This is a genomic window from Variovorax sp. GW531-E2 (genome assembly GCF_059423125.1).
This window is the reverse complement of the sequence record NZ_JBWKXQ010000003.1, coordinates 89432-110799: the sequence shown is the minus strand read 5'-3', so window position 1 is coordinate 110799 and position 21368 is coordinate 89432. Positions and strand designations below refer to the sequence as shown.

The following is a 21368-nucleotide window of genomic DNA, read 5'->3' as shown; positions in this document are numbered from 1 at the left end:
GTCTTGTCTCCGTTGTTCTGTGCAGGGAATGGGGCCGGTCAGGTCAGCGATGCCAGCTCCGCCGGCATCTCGCCGCGCGGACGCAGGTGGTCTTCGACGAAGGCCGGCGTGATCTCTTCGAGCGTGGCGGGGTTCCAGCGCGGGTTGCGGTCCTTGTCGACCAGCACGGCGCGGATGCCTTCGGCGAAATCCTTGTTCGCGCAAAAGCCCAGCGACGCCCAGTACTCGAGGCGGAACACCTCGGCCAGCGACATGCGCGGCACGCGCTGCCAGAGCTCGAAGCTCAGCGCGATGGAGCTCGGCGCGCCCTTGGTGAAGGTCTTCGAAGCAGTCTGCAGCCAGGCGTCGTCGCTTTGCACGTCGCGCAGGCGCTTGGCGATGTCGAGCAGGTCGTCGCCGGCCATCAGCGCGTTGATGGTGTCGTAGTGCTCGCGCACCTTCGAGGCGGGCATTTCAGCGCCCTCGCCCGCCTTGGCGAGGATGCGCGACAGCGTGGCGCGGTCGGCCTTGGCGTCGCCGCCGGCCCACTGCGTGGACGCGATGGCCGCGAGCACGTCGGCCTTGCGCTCCTGCGGCACCAGCACGTCGGCCAGGCCGCAGAAGATGGTGTCGTGCGCGTTGATGTTGGCGGCCGTGAGCGCCAGGAACAGGCCCGTGCGGCCCGGCGTGCGGCGCAGGAACCAGCTGCCGCCCACGTCGGGATACAGGCCGATGTTGATCTCGGGCATGGCGATGCGGCTTTGCAGCGTCATCACGCGGTGCGAGGCGCCCGCCAGCAGGCCCACGCCGCCGCCCATCACGATGCCGTGGCCCCAGCACAGGAAGGGCTTGGGGAAGGTGTGGATCAGGTGGTCGAGCTCGTACTCTTCGCGGAAGAAGTCTTCGGCGTAGGTGTTGCGCGCGGGGCCGCAGTCGAGCAGCGTCTGGTAGAGCTGGCGCAGGTCGCCGCCGGCGCAGAAGGCTTTTTCGCCCGCCGCGTCGAGCAGCACACCGACGATGCCGGCGTCGGCTGCCCACTCGCGCAGCTTGGGCGTGAGCAGGCGCACCATGTCCACGGACAGCGCGTTGAGCGAAGCCGGCGCATTGAGCGTGGCCACGGCAAAACGCTGGCCGCCGGCGGTCTTGATTTCGTTGAAGAGAACTACGTTGTCGGTCATTGTTTTCAGGTCCTGGATGCGGCGCGTTCAGCGGATATCGCTGTCGCCTTCCAGCAATTTTCGCGCAACGATGACGCGCATGATTTCGTTGGTGCCTTCGAGGATCTGGTGCACGCGCGTGTCGCGCACCAGGCGCTCGAGCGGGAACTCGCTCAGGTAGCCGTAGCCGCCGTGCAATTGCAGTGCGTCGTTGCAGACGTTGAAGCCCGCATCGGTCGCGAAGCGCTTGGCCATCGCGCAATAGGTGCTCGCGTCCGCATGGCCCGCGTCGAGCTTGCTGGCGGCCAGCCGCACCATCTGCCGCGCGGCGACCAGCTCGGTCGCCATGTCGGCCAGCTTGAACTGCAGCGCCTGGAAGCTCGCGATCGGCTTGCCGAACTGCTGGCGCTCGTGCAGGTAGCGGCGCGCTGCGTCGAGCGCGCCCTGCGCCGCGCCCACCGAGCAGGTCGCGATGTTGATGCGCCCGCCATCGAGACCCTTCATGGCGATGCGAAAGCCCTCGCCTTCCTTGCCCAGCAGGTTCTGCGCCGGCACGCGCACGTTGTCGAAGTTGATGGTGCGCGTGGGCTGGCTGTTCCAGCCCATCTTGTGCTCCTTCTTGCCGTAGCTCACGCCCGGCGCGTCGGCCGGCACCGCGAAGGCCGAGATGCCGCTGGCGCCCGCGCCGCCCGTGCGGGCCATGAGCACCAGCACGTCAGTGGAGCCGGCGCCGGAGATGAAGGCCTTGTTGCCGTTGATCACGTACTCGGCACCTTGCAGTTCGGCGCGCGTCTTGAGCGACCCCGCGTCGGAGCCCGCGCCCGGTTCGGTCAGGCAGTACGACGCCAGCTTGCGCCCGCTCGTGAGGTCTTCGCCCCACTGCTGCGCCACCGCGTCGGTGGCCCAGGTGCCGAGCATCCACGTCGCCATGTTGTGGATCGTGATGAAGGCCGTGGTCGACGGGTCGACCGCGGCCATTTCCTCGAACACCAGCGCCGAGTCGAGCCGCGGCAGGCCCAGGCCGCCGATACGCTCGGGCGCGTACAGGCCGCAAAAGCCCAGCTCGCCGGCCTTGGCGATGGCCTCGCGCGGAAAGACCGCCTCGGCATCCCACTGCGCGGCATGCGGGGCGAACTCGGCCTGCGCGAAATCGCGCGCGGTCTGTGCAAAGGCGTTCTGTTCTTCGGACAGTTCGAAATTCATGGTTGACGACCCTTCCAGAGGTCCAGTTCGGCGGTGCGTTTGCGGGTCGATTTTTCCAGGCACGCGTTGAACACCAGCGGCCAGATCGAGCCGCCTTCGTTCGCCTTCGCGGCCCGCTTGCACCCGGGGTCGCGGCCCTTGAGCCAGGTCCGCTGCTCGGTGCGCAGCGCGACGCGCATCTGCGGCGAAAGCGTCTTCATCACCTCGCCGTAGCGGATGTTGAGCTCGGCGTCGGCCGCGCGGAAATCGCGCAGCGCGCAGTCGTTCATCTGCTGCTGGTTGCCGTTGGGGTTGCAGTCGACCGGCTCGTCGGAACCGGCCGCCTGCGCCCCGCCGGCCAGCAGGGCAAGCGCCGCCGCGGCGGCCCAGGCTGCGACGCGAAGCCCCTGCCTCACTTGAGGCTGATCGTGGTGTTGACGCCGTGCGAGACGGTGCTGTCGTCGAACCAGCGTGCCGTCACGGTCTTGGTCTGCGTATAGAACATGATGACCTGCTTGCCGTACGGGCCCAGGTCGCCGAGCTTGGAAGCGCGCGAACCGGTGAACGAGAACATCGGGACCGGCACCGGGATCGGCACGTTGATGCCCACCTGGCCCACGTCGATGTCTTCCTGGAAGCGGCGCGCCGCGGCGCCCGACTGCGTGAAGATCGCCGTGCCGTTGCCGTTCGGGTTGCTGTTGATCAGGTCGATGGCCTCGTCGATGGTCTCGGCGTCGGCGATGCACAGCACGGGGCCGAACACTTCCTGTTCGTAGATGGTCATGCCGGGCTTCACGCCGGTGAAGATCGTCGGGCCGACGAAGTTGCCCTTCTCGAAGCCGGGCACGGTGGGCTTGCGGCCGTCGAGCACGAGCTTGGCGCCGTCGGCTTCGCCGCGCTCGATCAGGCTGTTCACGCGGTCGTACGCTGCGCACGAAACGAGCGGGCCCACGTCCACGCCCTTTTCAGTGCCCGCGCCGATCTTCAGCGTCTTGGCCTTCTCGATGAGTTCGGGCACCCAGTTGCGCGCCTCGCCCACCAGCACCGCGACCGACACGGCCATGCAGCGCTGACCGGCGGCGCCGAAGCTCGCACCGGCCAATGCGTTGAGCGTCTGCTCCTTGTTGGCGTCGGGCATCACGATGGCGTGGTTCTTCGCGCCCATCATGCATTGCGCACGCTTGCCGGCCAGCGTGGCGCGGTTGTAGACGTGCGTGCCGACCTTGGTCGAGCCGACGAAGCTGATCGCCTTGATGTCCTTGTGGTCGCAGATGCCGTTGACGACCGCTTCGCCACCGTGCACCACGTTCAGCACGCCCGGCGGCACGCCGGCTTCGAGCGCGAGTTCGCACAGGCGCATCGTGACCATCGGGTCTTGCTCGGAAGGCTTGAGCACGAAGGTGTTGCCGGTGACGATGGCCATCGGGAACATCCACAGCGGGATCATCGCGGGGAAGTTGAACGGCGTGATGCCGGCGCACACGCCCAGCGGCTGCAGCAGCGTGTAGGTGTCGACGCCGTTGGCCACGTTGTTGGCCAGCTCGCCCAGTTGCAGGTTGCCGATGTTCGAGGCGTGCTCGACCACTTCGAGGCCGCGGAACACGTCGCCCTCGGCGTCCGGCAGCGTCTTGCCCTGCTCGGCCGTGAGGATCGCGGCCAGCTCGCCCATGTTCTCGCGGATGAGCTGCTGCAGCTTCAGGAAGATGCGGGCGCGCGCGCCCAGGGGCGTCTTGCGCCAGGTCTTGAAGGCTTCCTTGGCGGAGGCCACGGCGGCGTCGAGTTCAGCCTGGGTGGCGAAGGGCACTCGGGCCAGCACCTGTTGCGTGGCCGGGTTGACGACGTCGCGCCATTCGGTGGTCTTCGATTCGACGAACTTGCCGCCGATGAGCAGCTTGACGGTGGCGACCTGCGTCGAGGGGGTGGTGGTGGCGTCCATGGGGGTTTGTCTCCTGTGAATACGGGACCGGTTCGAACCGGTGCAGCCTGCATCCTAGCTTTGCAGATTTGCCATGACAATAGACAAATATGCGTCATCGCTTTGCAAAAATGCAAAGCACCGCACGCCACCCCACACGAGGCCGCACGCACATGGACTGGGACAACCTGCGCTACTTTCTCGAACTCGCCCGCTCGGGCACGCTGATGAGCGCGGCGCGCCGGCTGGAGGTCGACCACACCACCGTCGCGCGGCGCATCCAGGCGCTCGAAAAGGAGGTGGGCGCGCCCCTCTTTTCGCGCGAGGCCGGCGGCCACCGGCTCACCGAGGCGGGCCGTCGGCTACAGCCGCAGGTCGAGGCGATGGAGAGCGCCTTCCAGGCCGTGGAGAGCACCGCGCCGGCATCGCAGGAAGGCCTGTCCGGGCTGGTGCGCATCGGTGCCACCGAGGGCTTCGGCACCGTGGTGCTGGCGCCGCAGCTGGCATTGTTCGCGGTGCAGCACCCGAAGCTCACCATCGACCTGCTCGCGATGCCGCGGCTGGTGCACCTGTCTCGGCGCGAGGCCGACATCGTCATCTCGCTCGAGCGGCCGGCGCGCGGGCCGGTGGTGGTCACCAAGCTCACCGACTACACGCTGCGCCTGTACGCATCCAAGCAGTACCTGGCCGCGCACAAGCCCATCAAGACGCGCGAAGACCTGCGCGGCCACACCTTCATCAGCTACGTGGACGACCTGCTGTTCAGCAAGGAGCTGCAGTACCTGGACGAACTGCACCGCCCCGACAGCTTTGCGCTGCGCAGCACCAGCGTGCTGGCGCAGCACCGGGCGGTGGCGGCGGGCGCGGGGATTGCGGTGCTGCCGGCGTTCATCGCGCAGGACGACCGCGCGCTCAAGCCGGTGCTGCCGGACGCGGCGAACTTCACGCGGACCTTCTGGATGTCGATGCCGGCGGAAACGAAGCACCTGGCGCGCATGCAGACGGTGTGGGAATTCCTGCGCGCGACGGCCACGGCGCAACAGCAGGTGCTGTTGCCTGACAGCGCGGCGAACGCCAGGTGACCGGCTCGCGCGCTCAGGAAAACAGGCGCTTCAGGAACCCAGGCTTGGCCGCCGGTGCCGGCGCTGCCACCTTTTCGAGCAGCTCGATCAGCCCGTCCACGCGCGGCTTCTTGAGCCGGCGCGCGTAGTCGATGTAGCTCTCTTCCTCGTCCATCCGGTAGAACTGCGGCGGCATCGGCAGTTGGCCTGGCAGCGCCGCCAGCAGCACGCGCAGCGCGTCCAGCTGGTTCATGCGGATGGCGCTCATGATCGCGGTCTCGCCGAGCGAAGGGACGATCTCGTTGGGCTGCGCGAGCCCGCCGTCGAGCAGGGGCTGGATCGCCGTCGCATCGCCTGCGACCGCCGCCGCGCCCAACGCCTCGAGCGCCGCCAGCTTCTCGGGCGAAAGGCTGGCCACATAGGCGTCGCTGCGCTTGTCGTCCTCGTCGCGCGCATCACCGCCCTGCATGACCATGAAGTCGGTCACGAGCGCCACGGGCTCGCCCGCGGCGTCGAGCGCCCAGAAGCTCGGGTAGCTGCCGTCGCCCCAGCCGGCGCTGAAGATCAGCACGTTGTTCGCGCTGCCCGCGCCCAGCGGGTAGTGGTCGGCGATGTCGGACGAAGCGAGGTCCGCGCCGAGCACGTCGTCGTAGTAGCTGACGTACTCGGGGTTGGTGGCGGACTCGCGCGCCTCGCGCTCGGCCATGGCCTTGGCGCCGTCGGCGTCCATGAAGCAGCCGACGCCGGCATCGACCGGGTAGCCATAGAACTCGTCGCTGCCGAGCTCGTCCTGCGACTGCCCTTCGAGCAGCGCCGCCTCCCAGCGCAGCTCGCCCGTCTGCAGGCCGGCGCGCTCACGCAGCCACAGCACGGCCAGCGCATGGCGGCCTCCGCCTTGCAGCACCTCGACGGGGAATGCGCCCCGCCCGCTCACGCTGCGAACGAAAGGCTCGCGCTCGGGCTGCACCAGTGGATCGCAGGCCACGATGCGGCCGCTCGTGATGTTCAGGGCCCCGCAAGGCTGGCGCTGCAGATGCCGTGCGCGCAGCGCCTCGTCGTCAAGAAAAATGCTCTGGAGGTTGTCGATGTCTAGGTAAGCCATGCGCCCAGTTTCTCATCCCCCGGCAGTGGCGGGCCACACGGGCGGATGGCTGCCCGGCGGCATCGACGGCCGCGGCCAGGCGGCCGGTGTATGTGACAGCTGCGCGCTGTGGCGCACCGCAGCCAGTTCGCCGAAGCCCGAGGCGGAGGTCTCGACGTACGGCGCGACATCGGCCCGCGCGATCGACAGCCCGCCGTCCACGCGCCCCAGCCCGCGCAGCCACTGCCCCGTCTGCGCCAGCGACACCTGCACATGCCAGCTGCCGCCCTCCTGCAGCTGGCGCCACAGCGCCGCGGCGGCGCCCAGGGCGATCAGGTAGCCGCTGGCTTCGTCGAGGATCTGCATCGGCATCGGGCGCGGCTTGCCGTCGCCCGCGGCCTCGCCCTCCGCATGGTTGAAGCCCATGGCGGTCTGCACCAGCGAATCGAAGCCGCGCCGATCGGCCCACGGCCCCTGCGTGCCATAGGCCGTGAGCGACACGCAGACGATGCCCGGCCGCTCGCGCGCCAGCGCCTCGGGACCGAAGCCCAGCGCCGCGATGCCGCCGGGGCGGTAGCCCTGCACGAAGACATGCGCATCGGCGACGAGGCCGTGCAGCACGGCGCGACCTTCATCCGTGCACAGGTCCACGTGCGTCGAGAGCTTGCCGCGGCTGGTGTCGGCGATGGATTCGATGTTCGGCAGGTTCGGCGAATTGACCAGCATCACGTCGGCGCCATAGGCCGCCAGCGCCCGGCCGCCGACCGGCCCCGCGAGGATGCGTGTGAGGTCGAGCACGCGCAGGCCTTCGAGCGGGCGCTGGTCGTCGCGCAAGGGCGGCAGCGTGCGCGGCGGTGCATCGCCGATGCGCTCGATGGTGAAGAGCGGCTGCGCCGCCACCGCCTGCCCGTGGGGCGAGGCGTCCCATTCGTCGAAGCGGCGCAGTGCGGTCGCCACCAGGCCTTGCGCGGCGGCGGCCGATTCGAAATCGACCGCGCGCCAGCCGGCCATCGCGGCCTCGGCGTCGGCGCGCGTGGCGTTGGCCGGGTCCAGCTTCATGAGGCGCAGCGCGCCTTCGCGGTGGTGCTTGAAGTTGGCGTGGATGCGCACCCAGCCGTCGGCGCAGCGGTACATGCCGGAGAAGGTGTCCCACAGATCGGGCACGCGGCCGTCGAGGCTGAACCAGCCCGTGCAGTCGAGCGCGGCGTGCAGCATGTCGACCGCGACCTCTTGCCGCGCCACGCCGCGCCGGTGTCCCAGTTCGCAGGCCGCGAGCGCGGCGGCCGCGATGCTGGCCTGCGCCGCGAGGCCGACCGCGAAGGACGACGGCAGCACCGGGTCGGCGCCCGTGAGCCGCGCGAAGGCCAGCGCCTCGGCGGGCAGCCCCGCCAGTTGCCAGAGACCGGCCAGGACTTCTTCACTCGTTGCCATGCGTCGCCCCTTCAGGGAAGGAAAAAGAAATGAAAAAGGCAGGGTCCGCTTGCGCGGCCCTGCCCTTGTTGCTGTCGTTGCGTTCGCGACCTTGTGCGAGTTGCTTACTGGATCAGCTTCGCACCGGTCTTGGCCTGCAGCGCGTCGAAGCTCACGCCCGGCGCCAGCTCGACCACCTTGAGGCCTTCGGGCACGACGTCCATCACGGCCAGGTCGGTGATGATGCGGTCGACCACGCCCACGCCAGTCAGCGGCAGCGAGCATTGCTCGAGGATCTTCAGGTCTTCGGTGCCGTCCTTCTTCTTGGCCACGTGTTCCATCAGCACGATCACGCGCTTCACGCCGGCCACGAGGTCCATGGCGCCGCCCATGCCCTTGACCATCTTGCCGGGGATCATCCAGTTGGCGAGGTCGCCCTTGGCGCTGACCTGCATCGCACCGAGGATCGACAGGTTGATCTTGCCGCCGCGGATCATCGCGAAGCTGTCATGGCTGCCGAAGATGGCCGAGCCGGGCAGCGTGGTGACGGTCTGCTTGCCGGCGTTGATGAGGTCGGCGTCGACGTTGTCTTCGGTCGGGAACGGGCCGATGCCGAGCATGCCGTTTTCGCTCTGCAGCCAGACTTCCTTGGTGCCGGTGTGGTTGGCCACCAGGGTCGGGATGCCGATGCCGAGGTTGACGTAGAAGCCGTCTTCGAGTTCTTGCGCGGCGCGGGCCGCCATCTGGTCTTGGGTCCAGGGCATCTCAGGCTCCTTCTTTCTTGTTGACGGCCTTCACGGCCGATTCGCTGCCGGCGGCGGCGGCCTGGGCGATGGCGGTCTGGGCCTCGACCTTGGCGGCGGCGGCATCGACCGAGGCGCTCACGGTGCGCTTCTCGATGCGCTTTTCGGGCGTGGCGTTGAGCACCAGGCGGTGCACGTAGATGCCCGGCAGGTGGATGTCGTCGGGGGCCAGCTCGCCCACTTCGACGATCTTCTCGACCTCGACGATGCAGACCTTGCCGGCCATGGCGGCGGCGGGGTTGAAGTTGCGTGCCGTGAGACGGAAGCGCAGGTTGCCGGCCTTGTCGGCCACGTCGGCCTTGACCAGCGCCACGTCGGGCACCAGCGAGTGCTCCATGACGTAGGTCTCGCCGCCGAACTCGCGCAGTTCCTTGCCTTCGGCCACTTGCGTGCCCACGCCGGTCTTCGTGAAGAAGGCCGGAATGCCCGCGCCGCCGGCGCGCAGCTTCTCGGCCAGCGTGCCCTGGGGCGTGAATTCGAGGGCGAGTTCACCGGCCAGGTACTGGCGCTCGAACTCCTTGTTCTCGCCCACGTACGACGCGATCATCTTCTTGATCTGGCGCGTCTCGAGCAGCTTGCCGAGGCCGAAACCGTCGACGCCCGCGTTGTTCGAGATGACGGTGAGGTTCTGCACGCCGGAATCCTTCAGCGCGTCGATCAGCGCTTCGGGAATGCCGCACAGGCCGAAGCCGCCGACCGCGAGCGTCTGCCCGTCGGCCACGACCCCCTTGAGTGCCGCGTCTGCGGAGGGATAAATCTTGTTCACTCGGGCTCCTTGATGGGTGGTGGAGAGTGGGTGGGAAAGGCTTCAACGATACTACCTACTCGTATACGTAGTATTTCGTAATGGTGACACCCGATGCCCGAGATCGATTACCGGCTGGCTTTTGAACATGCACCCGTCGGCATGGTGGTCTCGAGCAACCGCACCATCGTCGCCTGCAACCAGCGTGTGTGCGAAATTTTCGGCGCGGAGCCCTCTGCCTTGGTAGGACATTCGTTCAGCATCCTGTACCCCAGCGTGGCGGAGTTCGAGCGCATCGGCAAGCGCATGGAGCCCTTTTTGAACGCCAGCGGCCACTATGCCGACAACCGCATGATGAAGCGACTGGGCGGGCTGCACGGCGCGCTGGCCGGCGAGACCTTCTGGTGCCACGTCACCGGCCACGCGATGAACCGCGCGGCGCCGCACGAGGCCGGCATCTGGACCTTCGAGGACCTGGGCTCGCGCCGCGCGGTGAAGGCCGAGCTCACGCCGCGCGAGCGGGAGGTGGCGGCGCAGGTGATGCGCGGGCTGACGTCGAAGGAGATCGGGAAGGCGCTGGGCATCAGCCATCGCACCGTTGAATTGCATCGGGCGCGGTTGATGCGCAAGTACGCGGCGGCGACGACTGCGGAGCTGGTGCAGAAGTTGATCGCGGGGTGATTCCTTCAGGGCGCGTGCACAGGCCACCGGGTACTTCCCTCCGCGAATGTCCCCCGGGCTTCGCCCTCCTCCTTGATTTCGCTGCGGGAAGTACCCAGTGTCCTGCGCACACTGAGCGCGGTCGTGGTGCGGGGCGCGCTAGAGCACCATCTCCATGCGCACCAGGTCTCGCAGCGGGATGCCGTTCTGCTTCGTCGCCTTGCCCCAGCGGCGCACGAAGTAGTCGACGTCGACCCCGACGATGCGAAAGCCGAAGCGCTGGTAGAAGGCCAGCTCGCGCAGGCTGCTGTTGCCTGTGCCGACTTCGAGCCGGTGCGCACCGCGCTGCCTGGCAAGCGCTTTCGCCTTCTTCAGCATCGCGGTGCCGATGCCCTGGCCCTTGTGGGCTTCAGCCACGGCGATGTTCATGATTTCCCAGGTGTCGACGCGCGTGGCCATGAGCACCATCTGGCCGACGACCTCGCCGGCCTGTTCGGCCAGCCATTGCTCGCCGCGCAGCAGGTACTTTTCGATCTCGGGGCGCGGGCCGTCCGCGTCGAACAGGAGCGGCCAGGGCACGGCATCCGCCGGGGCGGCCCTGCGCATCGTCAAACCCTTCATGCGAGTGTTTCGTTCTTTCCGTTGCATGACCTCATTCTGAGTTCTGGGCAGAAGTTCCCTGCCAGAGGCCCCGGATCGTTGCGAAAACGGAAACGCCGTGTCGACAAAACCCGTGCGCCATCGCACGTTGGGAGGCCTATCGTGGAACCCACGCGAACACATCGTTCGCCCCACACAGGAGCAGACACCATGTCCACACCCCTTCATTCGGAAAAGAACCTCCTTCAGCAGACGAAGCTGTCCGTGGCCCAGGCCCGCGCGCTGGCCGGGCACCAGGTGCCCGTGGCGCTCGGCCTCGCGGCGGTGATCCTGTCGGTGCTGGGCGTCAAGCCCTGAACCTGGCCGGGGGCGTTCACTCCGGCTTGATGTCGGCGCCCTTGATCACCTTCGACCAGGCCGCGAGTTCCTGGTCGACGAACCGGCCCAGCGTTGCGGGGTCCATGTAGGTCGCGAAGGCGCCCTGCTCGTCCACCTTCTTGCGGAAGGCCTCGCTCTCGACGATCTTCCTGATCTCGGCGCTGAGCTTGTTCACCACTTCGGGTGGCGTCTTCGCCGGGGCGAACACCGCGAACCACGACTCGACCTCGTAGCCCGGCAACCCGGCCTCGGCCGAAGTCGGCACGTTCGGCATCGACGCGTGCCGCTTGCTGCCGGTGTACGCCAGCGCCTTGATGCGCCCGCCCGCGAAGTGGCCGATGACCGAGGGCGGCGTGGTGATGAAGATGTCGACATTGCCCGCCACCAGGTCGTTGATGGCCGGCCCCGAGCCCTTGTAGGGCACGTGCGTGGCCGGTTGCTTGGTCTGGCGCGACAGCAGCTCGCCGGCGATGTGCTGGATCGAGCCGTTGCCCGACGAGGCATAGAACAGACCGCCCTCCTTCTTCCTGCCGTACTCGATGAGCTCCTTCATCGAAGTCACCGGCAGCTTGCCGCTCACCGCGACCACGTGCGGCGCGCGCATCACCATCGCCACCGGCACGAAGTCCTTGGTCGGGCTCCAGCGCAGGTTCGGGTACAGCGACGGGTTGCCGACGTGGTAGCCCGAGTACTGCAGCAGCAGCGTGTAGCCGTCGGGCGCGGCGCGAGCCACGAACTCGGTGCCGATGTTGCCGCTGGCGCCGGGCTTGTTGTCGACCACGACCGGCTGGCCCAGCGCGCGCTGCAGCGGGTCGGCGACCAGCCGCGCCATGATGTCGGTGGAGCCCGCGGGTGCCGTCGGCACCACGAAGGTCAGGGGTTTGGAAGGCCAGGTGTCGGCCTGCGAGGCGACGGCGGCCAGCGCGAGGCCGACCGCGAGCAGGCGGTGAACGGGTTTCATGGGTTTGTCTCCGGTGGTTTTTTGTGGGCTGTCTTCGGGCTGTAGGCGTCAGTGCACCAGCTCCGAAATCTCGATGAGGTTCAGGTCGGGGTCGCGCACGTAGACCGAGCGGATGCGCGACGTGGCGCCCGTGCGCATCACGGGGCCCTCGAGGATCGGCACGCCCTGCGCTTGCAACCGCACGATGACTTCTTCGAGCGGCACGCTGGCGATGAAGCACAGGTCGAGCGAACCGGGCGTGGGGAGCTCCGCCTTGGGCTCGAACTCGTGGCCCTTCACGTGCAGGTTGATCTTCTGGTGGCCGAAGCGAAAGGCCTTGCGGCCGGCGCCGAAGGTTTCCAGCGTCATGCCCAGCACCTCGACGTAGAAGCGCACACAGGCTTCTTCGTTCGCGGTCGTGAGCACCAGGTGATCCAGGTGGTCGATCATGCGTTCTCCTTCTTGATGGGGCGCGCCTTCGCGCGCTCGACGATGGCGTTGAAATCGGCCGGCGGCGCGTGCCGCGTCAGCCGGTGGCCGGCGCGCGAGACCTGACTCGACAATTCGTGCTGCACGAGCGATTCGAGTTCAGCCGCAGCGCCGATCAGGCCTTCGAGGTCCATGCCGGTGTCGTAGCCCATGCACTGCAGCATGTGGACCACGTCCTCGGTCGCGACATTGCCGGTCGCGCCCGGTGCATAGGGGCAGCCGCCGATGCCGCCGAGCGACATGTCGAGCCGGCGGATGCCCACCTCGACCGCGGCGATGGTGTTCGCCAGGCCCATGCCGCGCGTGTTGTGGAAATGCGCCGTCCATTCCAATGCCGGATGCCGCGCGCGCACGGCCTCGCACACCGCCTGCACCTGCGTGGGATAGGCCATGCCGGTGGTGTCGCACAGCGTGAGGCCTTGCACGCCCAGCGCCGCGAAGCGGTCGGACCAGCCGAGCACCGTTGCCAGCGGCACCTCGCCTTCCATCGGGCAGCCGAACACGCAGGAGAGCGACACGTTCACCGGCACCTTCGCCTGCTTCGCCAGCGCGATCACCTCGGCCAGTTGCGCGAACGACTGCTCGCGCGTCATCCGCAGGTTGCTGAGGTTGTGCGTCTCGCTGACCGACATGACGATGTTGAACTCGTCGATGCGGCTTTCCAGTGCGCGCTCCGCCCCCCGCACGTTCGGCACCAGCGCTGTGTAGACCACGCTAGGCCAGCGCGCGATGCGCTGCATCACTTCTTCGCCGTCGCGCAGCGCGGGAATGGCCTGGGCCGAAGTGAACGAGGTGACCTCGATCTTGGCGTAGCCGAGCGTGCCGAGCCGGTCGATCAGCGCGACCTTGTCGTCGGTGGGGATGAAGCGGCTTTCCATCTGGAAGCCGTCGCGCGTGGCGACCTCGTTGATGAACAGCCGCGTGCCGTTGCCGGTTTTCATACGGCCTCGCTTTCCACGCCACGCACCGGCCAGCCCGCGCCCTGCAGGTCCGCCGTGTGTTCGCCCAGACGCGGCGCCGCATGCGCGATGCGCCCCGGCGTGGCGCTGAGCTTGGGCACCACGCCCGGCACCTTGAGCAGCGCGCCGTCGGAGCCGCGCGCTTGCACGATCATCTCGCGCGCCAGGTACTGCGGATCGGTCGCGATGTCGGCCACCGTGTAGATGCGCCCGACCGGCACGCCCGCCACGTCGAGCACGGCCAGCACCTCGTCGCGGCTGCGCTGCAGGGTCCACGCTTCGATGGCGGCGTCGATCTCTTCCACGCGCAGCACGCGGCCGTCGTTGTGCACGAGCCCTGCGTCATTCTCCAGGTCCGCGCGGTCGATGGCGCGCATCAGCCGGCGGAAGATGCTGTCGCCGTTGCCTGCCACCAGCACGTAGTGGCCGTCGCTGCAGCGGTAGGCGTTGGTCGGCGCGATGCCCGGCAAGGCGCTGCCGGCCCGCTCGCGCACGGCACCGAAGGCGTCGTACTCGGGCAGCAGGCTTTCCATCACGTTGAAGACCGACTCGTACAGCGCCACGTCGATGAACTGCCCCTCGCCGCCGTGAGCCGTGCGGTGGTGCAGCGCCGTGAGCACGCCGATCACGCCATGCAGCGCGGCCAGCGTGTCGCCGAGCGAGACGCCCACGCGCACCGGCACCCGGCCGGGCTCGCCGCTGAGGTAGCGCAGCCCGCCCATCGATTCGCCGAGCACGCCGAAGCCCGGCTTGTCGCGGTAGGGGCCGGTCTGCCCGTAGCCCGAGATGCGCAGCATGATGAGCCGCGGGTTCAGCGCATGCAGCTGCTCCCAGCCCAGGCCCCAGCCTTCGAGCGTGCCGGGCTTGAAATTCTCAATGAGCACGTCGGCCTCGAGCGCCAGGGCGCGCACGGCCTCCTGCCCTTCGGCGCTGCGCAGATCGAGGCACACGGAGCGCTTGTTGCGCGACTGCACCTCCCACCACACCGAGGTGCCATCGCGCAGCAGCCGCCACCTGCGCAGCGGATCGCCGACGCCGGTGGGCTCGACCTTGATCACGTCGGCGCCGAACTCGGCGAGCGTCTTGCCGGCGAAGGGGCCGGCGATGAGCTGGCCGAGCTCCAGCACCTTCAGGCCTTCGAGTGCGTTCATCTTTGTCTGTCTCCAGGTGGGTTGCCCCGACTCTAGGAACAGATGGCGATGAACGGAATTGCTCGGATGGCAGCAGGCCTTCGCGAAACGCGAAGACCCTGCGGTGCGCCCTACTTTTTCTTCAGCGTGGACGCAGGCCTGGCAACCACCGGTGGCTCGGCCGGCGTCTTCACCCAGCCGCGCAGCATCACGCCCAGGCAGATGCCGGCCGCGAAGATCAGCCAGTACACCCACGACGGCAGGTTCTCCACCCCGCTGTGCAGGTTCATGCCGAAGGCCGCGCCGATGGCCATGAGCGGAAAGGTCAGTGCGGCGATGGTGTTGAGCTTGTGCTGCGCACGGCTCATCTCGAGGGCCGAGTGCGCCTGCGCCTCGGCGGCGCGTGCGAGCCGGTAGTCGAGCGACATGCGCGTGTCGGCCAGCAGCAGCTCGAAGCCGCGTGCGATCTCCACCGCGAGGTCGCGCTGGTCGATGAGCATCAGGTCGCCCTTCACCGCATCGCGCGCGGCCTGCAGGGTGTCCTGCATGTTCCGCGCGGCGCGGGTGAGCGGGATCAGCGGGCCGAGGATCTGGAACAGGTCTTCCGAGGTCTCGGCGGCCTGGTGGCGGATCTCGAAGGTGCTGAACGCCGCGCGGTAGCTTTCGAGCAGCTTGGCGAGCGCGCGCTCGCCGGGGTTGTTGCCCTTGTGCAGCCATGCGCCGTCGGGCTTGCGCAGGAACACGATGGGCTTGCGCTCGGCGCCGGTGCCCGAGGGCGGCTCGTGCAGGATCACCATCAGGTGCTCCTGCTCGTGGATGATGCGCTGCGCGCCGTAGGTGCTTCCGCCCAGCCGCTGCTGCATGGCGGCGGGCAGCTCCCAGTCGTAGTCGATTCGTCTTGGCATCAGGGGGCCTGCAGTTCTTTCCACAAGGTGTCGAATTCGTCCGCGAAGCGGCGCACCAGCGGCGGGTCGTTGCTCAGCACCAGGTTCTCCTCGTTGTACTCGCAGGCGCTGCGGGTCCAGTTGTAGCTGCCGTTGAGCAGCCGCGCGCCGTCGAAGATCGCGAACTTGTGGTGCATGTGGGCCTCCGTACGGTCCACCGCCACCGGAATGCCCGCCGCGCGCAGCTGGCCGACGTCGCTGCCGCGGTCGTATTCCTTGTCGTTGTCGGTGATGAAGCGCACCGTCACGCCACGCCGGTGCGCCGCCAGCACCTCGGCGGTGATGCGGTCGTCCGAGAGCGTGAACACGCACAGGTCGACCGCGCGCTTCGCCGTTCGCAGTTGCTGGTTGATCGCCTGCAGGCAGGCCGTGCCCGGGCTGAAATAGGCCTGCGAGCGCACCGTGACGCTGTCGGGCGAGCGGCCGGTGTCGATCGCACGCACCACGCCTTCGAGCCACTTGAGCAGCGACAGCTGCTCGGGGTCGGCGGTGCGCGAGCGCACGAGGTCGAAGGCGCGGTTGCGCAGCTGGCGCAGGCCGTCTTCGGGCGGCGAGGCTTCGCGCAGGGTGTGGACCAGCACGCGGCGCTCGTCGTCGCTCAGGCGCGCGTCGGCCAGGGTGGCGTCGAGTTGGGCCAGCAGTTCGGGCAATGCGGACATCAGTGATCCTTGTCGGCTTTGGGCGGAGATGGTGGCGGTGGCACGCGCTTGGGCGCGGCCCGCGTGGCCTGCACCTCGGCCGCGAGGCGCTCCATGTCCTGCTTGATCGAGCGGTCGAGTTCGAGCCGGCGTTCGGTGGCGGTCACCAGCGGCAGGATCAGCTCGCGGTAGGTCACGGCGATCTGCAGCATGGCGTCAGCCAGGCGCTGGCTCTCGTTCGGTCCCTCGGCAGCAGGCTTGGGCTCGGGCTTGAGTGCATCGACCGCACGCGCCACATCGAGCATGCTGCTCGCGATGCGCTGGCTGCCGTCCACGTCGGCGCCACCGAGCTTGCGCTGGCGCACGAACTCGTCGCAGATGGCGGTCCAGCGCGCGCTTTCCTCCGGCGTCGGGCTGCCCAGCAGTTGCGCGAGGCGCAGCAGGTTTTCTTCCGCGCCGGTGGTCAGCGTCTGCGCTTCGCCGCGGTAGTGGTCGCGCAACAGCGCATCGAGCTCGTCGTCGCGCATCAGCGGCGTGATCTTGCCGGCCAGCTTGGTCATGTTGCGGTAGCTGCCCTGCAGCTTGAACGGCGGCGCGACACGGTAGGCCTCCTGCTGCGCGGCCGATTCGATGTACGCGAGGTTCACCTTCAGCAGCAGGTCGCGCGCCCGGAACAGGCGCTGCAGCAGCGCCTTGATCTCTTCCAGCTCGACCGAACTGTAGGCGTGCGAGAGCGCGCTGCTCGGCACGTCGTGACCCTGCGCCATCTTCACCAGCAGCTGCACGTCCTTCGGATCGCGCGAGGCCAGCGGCATCAGCGTGGGGTTGGAGGTCAGGCTGTTCTCGATGTACGAGAGCGCGAACGCCGCCTCGCGGCCCGAGAGCACGTCACCCAGGTTGTAGATGTCGGCGCGGTTGGCCAGCATGTCGGGGATCTTGAACACGTCGCCCGACTCGGTGTACGGGTTGCCCGCCATCACGATCGCGAAGCGCTTGCCACGCATGTCGTAGCTGCGCGGCTCGCCGTTCCACACACCCTCGATGCGGCGCGTGCCGTCGGCCAGCGCGATGAACTTCTGCAGGAACTCGGGGCTGGTGTGCTGGATGTCGTCCAGGTACAGCATCACGTTGCTGCCCATCGCCAGGCCCAGGTTGAGCTTTTCCAGCTCCTGCCGCGCGGCGCTGTTGGGCGCGTTCACCGGGTCGATGGCCGTGACGCCATGGCCCAGCGCCGGGCAGTTGATGCGCACGAAGATCAGCCCGAGCCGATCGGCCACGTACTCCATGAGCGTGGTCTTGCCGTAGCCGGGCGGCGAGATCAGCAGCAGCAGGCCCATGCGGTCGGTTCGGCTGCCCTCGCCCGCCGAGCCGATCTGCTTGGCGAGGTTGTCGCCAATGATCGGCAGGTACAGCTCGTCGATCAGCTGGTTGCGAACGAAAGTCGACAGCGGCTTGGCCTGGAACTGGCTCAGCTTGAGCCGCGCCTTCTCGCGCTCGAGCAGCTCGTGGCGCAGGCTGTGCAGCGCCTCGTAGCCCGGCACCGCGTGCATCGTGTGGAACAGGAAGCGGCGCCAGAAGTCGTTGAGGTTCAGCGTGAGGCGCCCTTCGGCGACGCGCGGGTGCTCGCCACGCAGACCCTCGACGGTGCGGTCGAGCGCCGCGTTGACGCGGGTGCGCTGCAATGGCATGGCCAGCACGCTGGCCGCGTCGTCGGTCCAGTCGACCGATTGCGGCGCCTGGTGCGTCGCGTAGGCGCGCACCCAGTCGCGCGCCAGGCGCCAGCGCTCGGCCGGCGGTGCGGCATCGAGGTCGTGCTGCCACGCATCGCGCCGGCCGCCGCGCTCCAGTTCGCGCAGCAAGGCCGCCGCGAGGTCCTCGCCTGCACCCGACACGGCCCAGGCCTCGCCCCCATGCGGGCCGGCGAGTTCGCGCACGAGGTATGCGGCGGCCTGGTCGCACAAGGTGGTCACGCGGCCGTCGTGCGCGTCGCGTGTTTCGTCGTTCGCGGTGTCGGCCACAGGCAGCAGGTCGGGCACCACGTCGCGGGCGAAGTGGTTCAGTGCGCGCGCGATGTCGGCTTCGAGCTGCTCCAGCGCATCTCGCCGGCCGAACAGCGCCAGCATCTGCATCGCGGCACGCGCGCGGCGCAGCATCGATTCGCGGTGCGCGATCAGGTGGCCGTGCTGCCAGTAGAGCAAGGCCAGCGCGCGTTCGGTCGGGCCCCAGGCGAGCAGGCCCGCCTGGTCCTGCATGCCGACGAGCGCGCCCAGCAGGCGCATCGCGTCGTCGTCGTGGATGCCCTTCTGGTAGCCCTCCTGGTAGCGCGCCGCAGCGAAGCGGCGAACCATGTCGAGCAGCTGCGGATGCAGCGGGTCTTCGGCCAGCAGCGTGAGCACCTCGGCCCAGGTGCGCTCGGCCTTGCCGTCGAGCAGCGCCTCCAGCAGGCGGCCGGCGAGGTACTCGGCACGCGACAGCTCGGGCGTCTCGGACACCAGCGACTGGCTCCAGTAGCGCTGCAGCGGCAGCAGCCGGGGTTCATCGACCGGGCTCTGGTAGTCGGTGCCCGTCACCTGGTAGGCCATGCCCTCGTCGCGGGCCACGAGCGTCAGGTCGACCGGCTGGCGGTGCACGGTGAAGGCGTGGCGACCGAGCCGCAGCGTGTCGCCGCCCTCGCTCACCAGCTCGCGCTTGTCGCGGATGGAGCGCAGCGCCTGGTCGCGCGCGGTCTTCAGGCGCGTGTCGAGTTCGTCGGCCGGCACCGCGGCGCCCAGCGTGCGCAGGTCGGCGATCAGCGTGTGCAGCTTGCCGATCATCGGGTCGGCCGCGAAGTAGCTGTGCACCTGCGTCAGGTCTCCGAACTGCGCGATGCGCCGCGGGATGCCGTCGAGGATGCGCCCTGCCGCGTCGACCACGCCCTGCGCGCGGCGCTGGCGGGCGTCGACCAGGCTCTGGCGGCGCGCGGACAGCGCCTCGTACACGGTCTCGCGCTTCTCGGCGATGTCGGCCAGGAAGTCTTCCTGCTCGGCGAAGCGGCCTTCGATTTCCTCCAGCTGCGCCAGCAGGCGCGTGAGCGCGTCGTCGCACTTCTCGGGCGTGTCGGCGAACTCCAGCGCGTTCTCGACCGCCTGGCTGAAGAGCTTGAACTGCGCGCCGAACTCCGCGCGCGCCTCGGTCGCGCCCAGCGACTTGCGCCGCGCGCGTGCATCGGCACGCATGCGGTTGATGTCGGCGTAAATCAGCGAGATGCGGTCGAGGATCGACGTGCGGATCACCGCGTCGCCGCCCGGCAGGCTGCCCAGCTGCTCGGTCAGCAGGTCGAGGCCGGCGGCCTGCTCGTCGAGCGTGGCCAGCATCTGGCCGAGCGCGGGCGAGGTGGCCAGGTTCGGCAGTTCGAGCGCAAGCTTGTCCAGCGCCTGGCGCTGGCCGTGGAAGGCCGTATCGGCCGCCAGGAACTGCATCGCGCGCTCGCCGATGCGTTGCTGCTCGACCTCGAGCGCGGCGTCCATCGCGGCGATGCGCGGCAGGTCGGCGTAGCGCAGCTCCTTGAGCATCTGCAGCGCGCCGCGCCGTTCGCGCAGCCGGCCCAGCGCCTTCACGAAATCGTCGGGGGCGCGCCAGAGGGTGCTGGCAATGTCGACCAGCAGCGCGTGCTGCTCGTCTTCCGCGCGGGCCAGCGCACGCGCGGTTTCGCGGCGGATGGTGTCAACCTTTTCGAACTCGGCCAGCGTGCTGCGCGCCACCTCGGCGATGCTGCGCAGCTCGGCCATGAGGCCGGTGGCCTCGGGCGCGTCGAGCCAGAAGTAGGCGTCGCTCACGCGGGTGCACTGGCGGATCAGGTCTTCGTAGGCGGCGCGCGTGGGCGCCTGCTCGCGCACCGCGCGGGCGATGCCCATGAGGTCGCTCACGCCGCGCACCAGCTCGGCGTTGCCGATCTTGCCGAAGAAGCCGGTGGCGGGCGGCTGCGCGCTCACGTGCTCTTCGCTGGCGAAAGGCGTCTGCCACAGCTGCATCGGGTGCACGCGCGTGGGCTCGACGTCGTCGCCGTTGAACACCAGCATGCGGCCGTCGGCAAAGCGAGCGTAGCCGTTGGCGATGATCGGCGTGGCGAGCTTCTTGTCGATCAGGTTGTAGTTGAAGAGCGCATAGCGCCCCGGCTTCGGGTCGTAGAACACATAGGCCACGTCTTCGCCGTTGGGCGAGCGCAGCATGCGCTTGAAGCGCAGGTTTTCCACCACTTCGGCCGGCAGGTCGAAGCGCTTGTACTCGCCCGACTGCAGGTAGTAGCCGCCCGGAAAAATGATGCCGTGGTCTTCGGGCAGCTGCACGCAGGAGCCGCCGATGGCGTCGATGCGCTCGACCTGCTGCGTGCGGATGTTGAACACCAGGTAGCGCGTGACCTGCTCGCGGTAGGGCTTCACGCGCAGCAGGATCAGCATGCCCAGCTTGGCCCAGGCGATCTCGGCGTCGGTGAGCGACTGGCTCTTGTCCTCCACCGGCTCGCTGTAGATACCCAGGCCGGTCTCGGTGTTGTTCTCGATCTTGACCGTGAGGTCGCCGCCCAGCGTCTCGACGAACACCGTGTCGAGCACGTTCACGTGCGGATGCTTGCCGCCCACGTGGTCTTCGCGCGTGGCCACGGTCCACTCGAAATCGTGGCTCGCGGGCAAGGCGATGTCGCGCTCGCCGCGGTTGTCGATGTAGTTGATGTTGCCGTTGCGCTCGATGGCCCAGCGGAACACGCGCACGTCGTGCAGCTGCTGGCCGATCTGGAACGAGGCGAGCAGCTTGTCCTGCGTGACGCGCAGCTGCAGCAGCGTGGCCTGCTTGTAGTAGGCGTAGAGCTCGCGGAAGTCGGAGGCGAAACGCGCGTCTTCCAGGAAGGTGCCGACCAGCGGCACGGGCTGCAGCTCGTCGTTCTCGGTGGCGGCTTCGCCCGGCGATGCGAGCCGGTACAGGCCGAACACGTCGCCCACGGCCGTTTCCTTGCGCAGGCCGATGAAGACGTTGTAGCCGAACAGCAGCAGGTCGCCGATGCGCACGATGTCGCGCGCCACGGCGTTGTTCTCGGTGCGCGCGCGGGTACGCAGAATCAGCGCTTGGTCGGAACGGCCGAACTCGGCCAGCCGCTGCTCGTTGAGCGCCTGCGTCTTCTTCAGCAGGCCCTCGCCCTGGGTTTCGAGCCGCTTCTTCAGCAGGTCGTAGCTGCCGCTGCCGGAGACCAGCGCTTCGGTGGGGTCGATGGGGGCCTGGGCGCCGGGCGGCGCTGCGGTGTCGTCGGTGGGTTGCATGGATCGGCG

General features: G+C 68.5%; 19 protein-coding genes. 3 read left to right on the top strand and 16 right to left on the bottom strand.

Annotated features, from left to right (window positions below; translation table 11 throughout):
- Positions 1–38: 38 nt before the first annotated feature.
- The 4 genes from AC07XP_RS03375 to AC07XP_RS03360 are packed head-to-tail and all read right to left on the bottom strand — an operon-like array spanning position 39 to position 4254.
- Positions 39–1157, bottom strand: a complete 1119-nt coding sequence (locus tag AC07XP_RS03375) for an enoyl-CoA hydratase/isomerase family protein (RefSeq protein ID WP_495263794.1) — start codon at positions 1155–1157, stop codon at positions 39–41.
- Positions 1158–1184: 27 nt separating this feature from the next.
- On the bottom strand, positions 1185–2339 hold the full coding sequence (locus AC07XP_RS03370) for an acyl-CoA dehydrogenase family protein (RefSeq protein ID WP_070059332.1): 1155 nt from the start codon (positions 2337–2339) through the stop codon (positions 1185–1187).
- The gene (locus tag AC07XP_RS03365; protein WP_070059333.1) at positions 2336–2734 is read right to left on the bottom strand and encodes a lysozyme inhibitor LprI family protein; all 399 of its coding nucleotides are present in this window, start codon (positions 2732–2734) and stop codon (positions 2336–2338) included. Before AC07XP_RS03365 ends, AC07XP_RS03370 begins: the two co-directional genes overlap by 4 nt.
- Positions 2731–4254, bottom strand: coding sequence for a CoA-acylating methylmalonate-semialdehyde dehydrogenase (locus tag AC07XP_RS03360; protein WP_495263793.1), 1524 nt, complete (start codon positions 4252–4254; stop codon positions 2731–2733). Before AC07XP_RS03360 ends, AC07XP_RS03365 begins: the two co-directional genes overlap by 4 nt.
- Positions 4255–4406: 152 nt before the next feature.
- On the opposite strand from AC07XP_RS03360, the gene AC07XP_RS03355 reads away from it, so the two are divergent.
- Positions 4407–5315: a LysR family transcriptional regulator gene (locus AC07XP_RS03355; protein WP_062476442.1), complete on the top strand. Its 909-nt coding sequence runs from the start codon at positions 4407–4409 to the stop codon at positions 5313–5315.
- Between the two features lie 13 nt (positions 5316–5328).
- Here the strand turns inward: AC07XP_RS03355 and AC07XP_RS03350 are convergent, their stop codons facing one another.
- From AC07XP_RS03350 to AC07XP_RS03335, 4 genes are all read right to left on the bottom strand, one after another.
- Positions 5329–6396 (bottom strand): DUF4241 domain-containing protein, encoded by a 1068-nt coding sequence (locus AC07XP_RS03350; protein WP_495263792.1) that lies wholly within the window; start codon positions 6394–6396, stop codon positions 5329–5331.
- A gap of 12 nt (positions 6397–6408) precedes the next feature.
- Entirely contained in the window at positions 6409–7806 is a 1398-nt protein-coding gene (locus AC07XP_RS03345; RefSeq protein ID WP_495263791.1) for a CoA transferase, read from the bottom strand.
- Between the two features lie 104 nt (positions 7807–7910).
- Positions 7911–8549 (bottom strand): 3-oxoacid CoA-transferase subunit B, encoded by a 639-nt coding sequence (locus tag AC07XP_RS03340; RefSeq protein ID WP_095744909.1) that lies wholly within the window; start codon positions 8547–8549, stop codon positions 7911–7913.
- 1 nt (position 8550) lies between these two features.
- Entirely contained in the window at positions 8551–9354 is an 804-nt protein-coding gene (locus AC07XP_RS03335; protein ID WP_062476435.1) for a CoA transferase subunit A, read from the bottom strand.
- 93 nt (positions 9355–9447) lie between these two features.
- Here AC07XP_RS03335 and AC07XP_RS03330 point away from each other — a divergent pair, with 93 nt between their 5' ends.
- Positions 9448–10014, top strand: coding sequence for a LuxR C-terminal-related transcriptional regulator (locus AC07XP_RS03330; protein WP_062476432.1), 567 nt, complete (start codon positions 9448–9450; stop codon positions 10012–10014).
- Between the two features lie 138 nt (positions 10015–10152).
- Here the strand turns inward: AC07XP_RS03330 and AC07XP_RS03325 are convergent, their stop codons facing one another.
- Entirely contained in the window at positions 10153–10599 is a 447-nt protein-coding gene (locus tag AC07XP_RS03325; protein ID WP_495263790.1) for a GNAT family N-acetyltransferase, read from the bottom strand.
- Positions 10600–10803: 204 nt separating this feature from the next.
- Here AC07XP_RS03325 and AC07XP_RS03320 point away from each other — a divergent pair, with 204 nt between their 5' ends.
- Positions 10804–10950, top strand: coding sequence for a hypothetical protein (locus AC07XP_RS03320; RefSeq protein WP_172438277.1), 147 nt, complete (start codon positions 10804–10806; stop codon positions 10948–10950).
- A gap of 16 nt (positions 10951–10966) precedes the next feature.
- Here the strand turns inward: AC07XP_RS03320 and AC07XP_RS03315 are convergent, their stop codons facing one another.
- The 7 genes from AC07XP_RS03315 to AC07XP_RS03285 form a co-directional block, all read right to left on the bottom strand.
- Positions 10967–11932, bottom strand: a complete 966-nt coding sequence (locus AC07XP_RS03315) for a Bug family tripartite tricarboxylate transporter substrate binding protein (protein WP_495263789.1) — start codon at positions 11930–11932, stop codon at positions 10967–10969.
- A gap of 48 nt (positions 11933–11980) precedes the next feature.
- A complete protein-coding gene (locus tag AC07XP_RS03310) occupies positions 11981–12361 on the bottom strand; it encodes a VOC family protein (protein WP_495263788.1) in 381 nt (126 codons plus the stop codon).
- Positions 12358–13341: a hydroxymethylglutaryl-CoA lyase gene (locus tag AC07XP_RS03305; protein WP_495263787.1), complete on the bottom strand. Its 984-nt coding sequence runs from the start codon at positions 13339–13341 to the stop codon at positions 12358–12360. The genes AC07XP_RS03310 and AC07XP_RS03305 overlap by 4 nt, the downstream gene beginning before the upstream one ends.
- Positions 13338–14510: a CaiB/BaiF CoA transferase family protein gene (locus AC07XP_RS03300; RefSeq protein ID WP_495263786.1), complete on the bottom strand. Its 1173-nt coding sequence runs from the start codon at positions 14508–14510 to the stop codon at positions 13338–13340. The genes AC07XP_RS03305 and AC07XP_RS03300 overlap by 4 nt, the downstream gene beginning before the upstream one ends.
- A 110-nt stretch (positions 14511–14620) precedes the next feature.
- Positions 14621–15394, bottom strand: coding sequence for a magnesium transporter CorA family protein (locus AC07XP_RS03295; RefSeq protein ID WP_062476414.1), 774 nt, complete (start codon positions 15392–15394; stop codon positions 14621–14623).
- Positions 15394–16092, bottom strand: a complete 699-nt coding sequence (locus AC07XP_RS03290; protein ID WP_159277368.1) for a phospholipase D-like domain-containing protein — start codon at positions 16090–16092, stop codon at positions 15394–15396. Before AC07XP_RS03290 ends, AC07XP_RS03295 begins: the two co-directional genes overlap by 1 nt.
- Entirely contained in the window at positions 16092–21359 is a 5268-nt protein-coding gene (locus tag AC07XP_RS03285) for a DNA repair ATPase (protein WP_495263785.1), read from the bottom strand. The genes AC07XP_RS03290 and AC07XP_RS03285 overlap by 1 nt, the downstream gene beginning before the upstream one ends.
- Between the last annotated feature and the right edge of the window lie 9 nt (positions 21360–21368).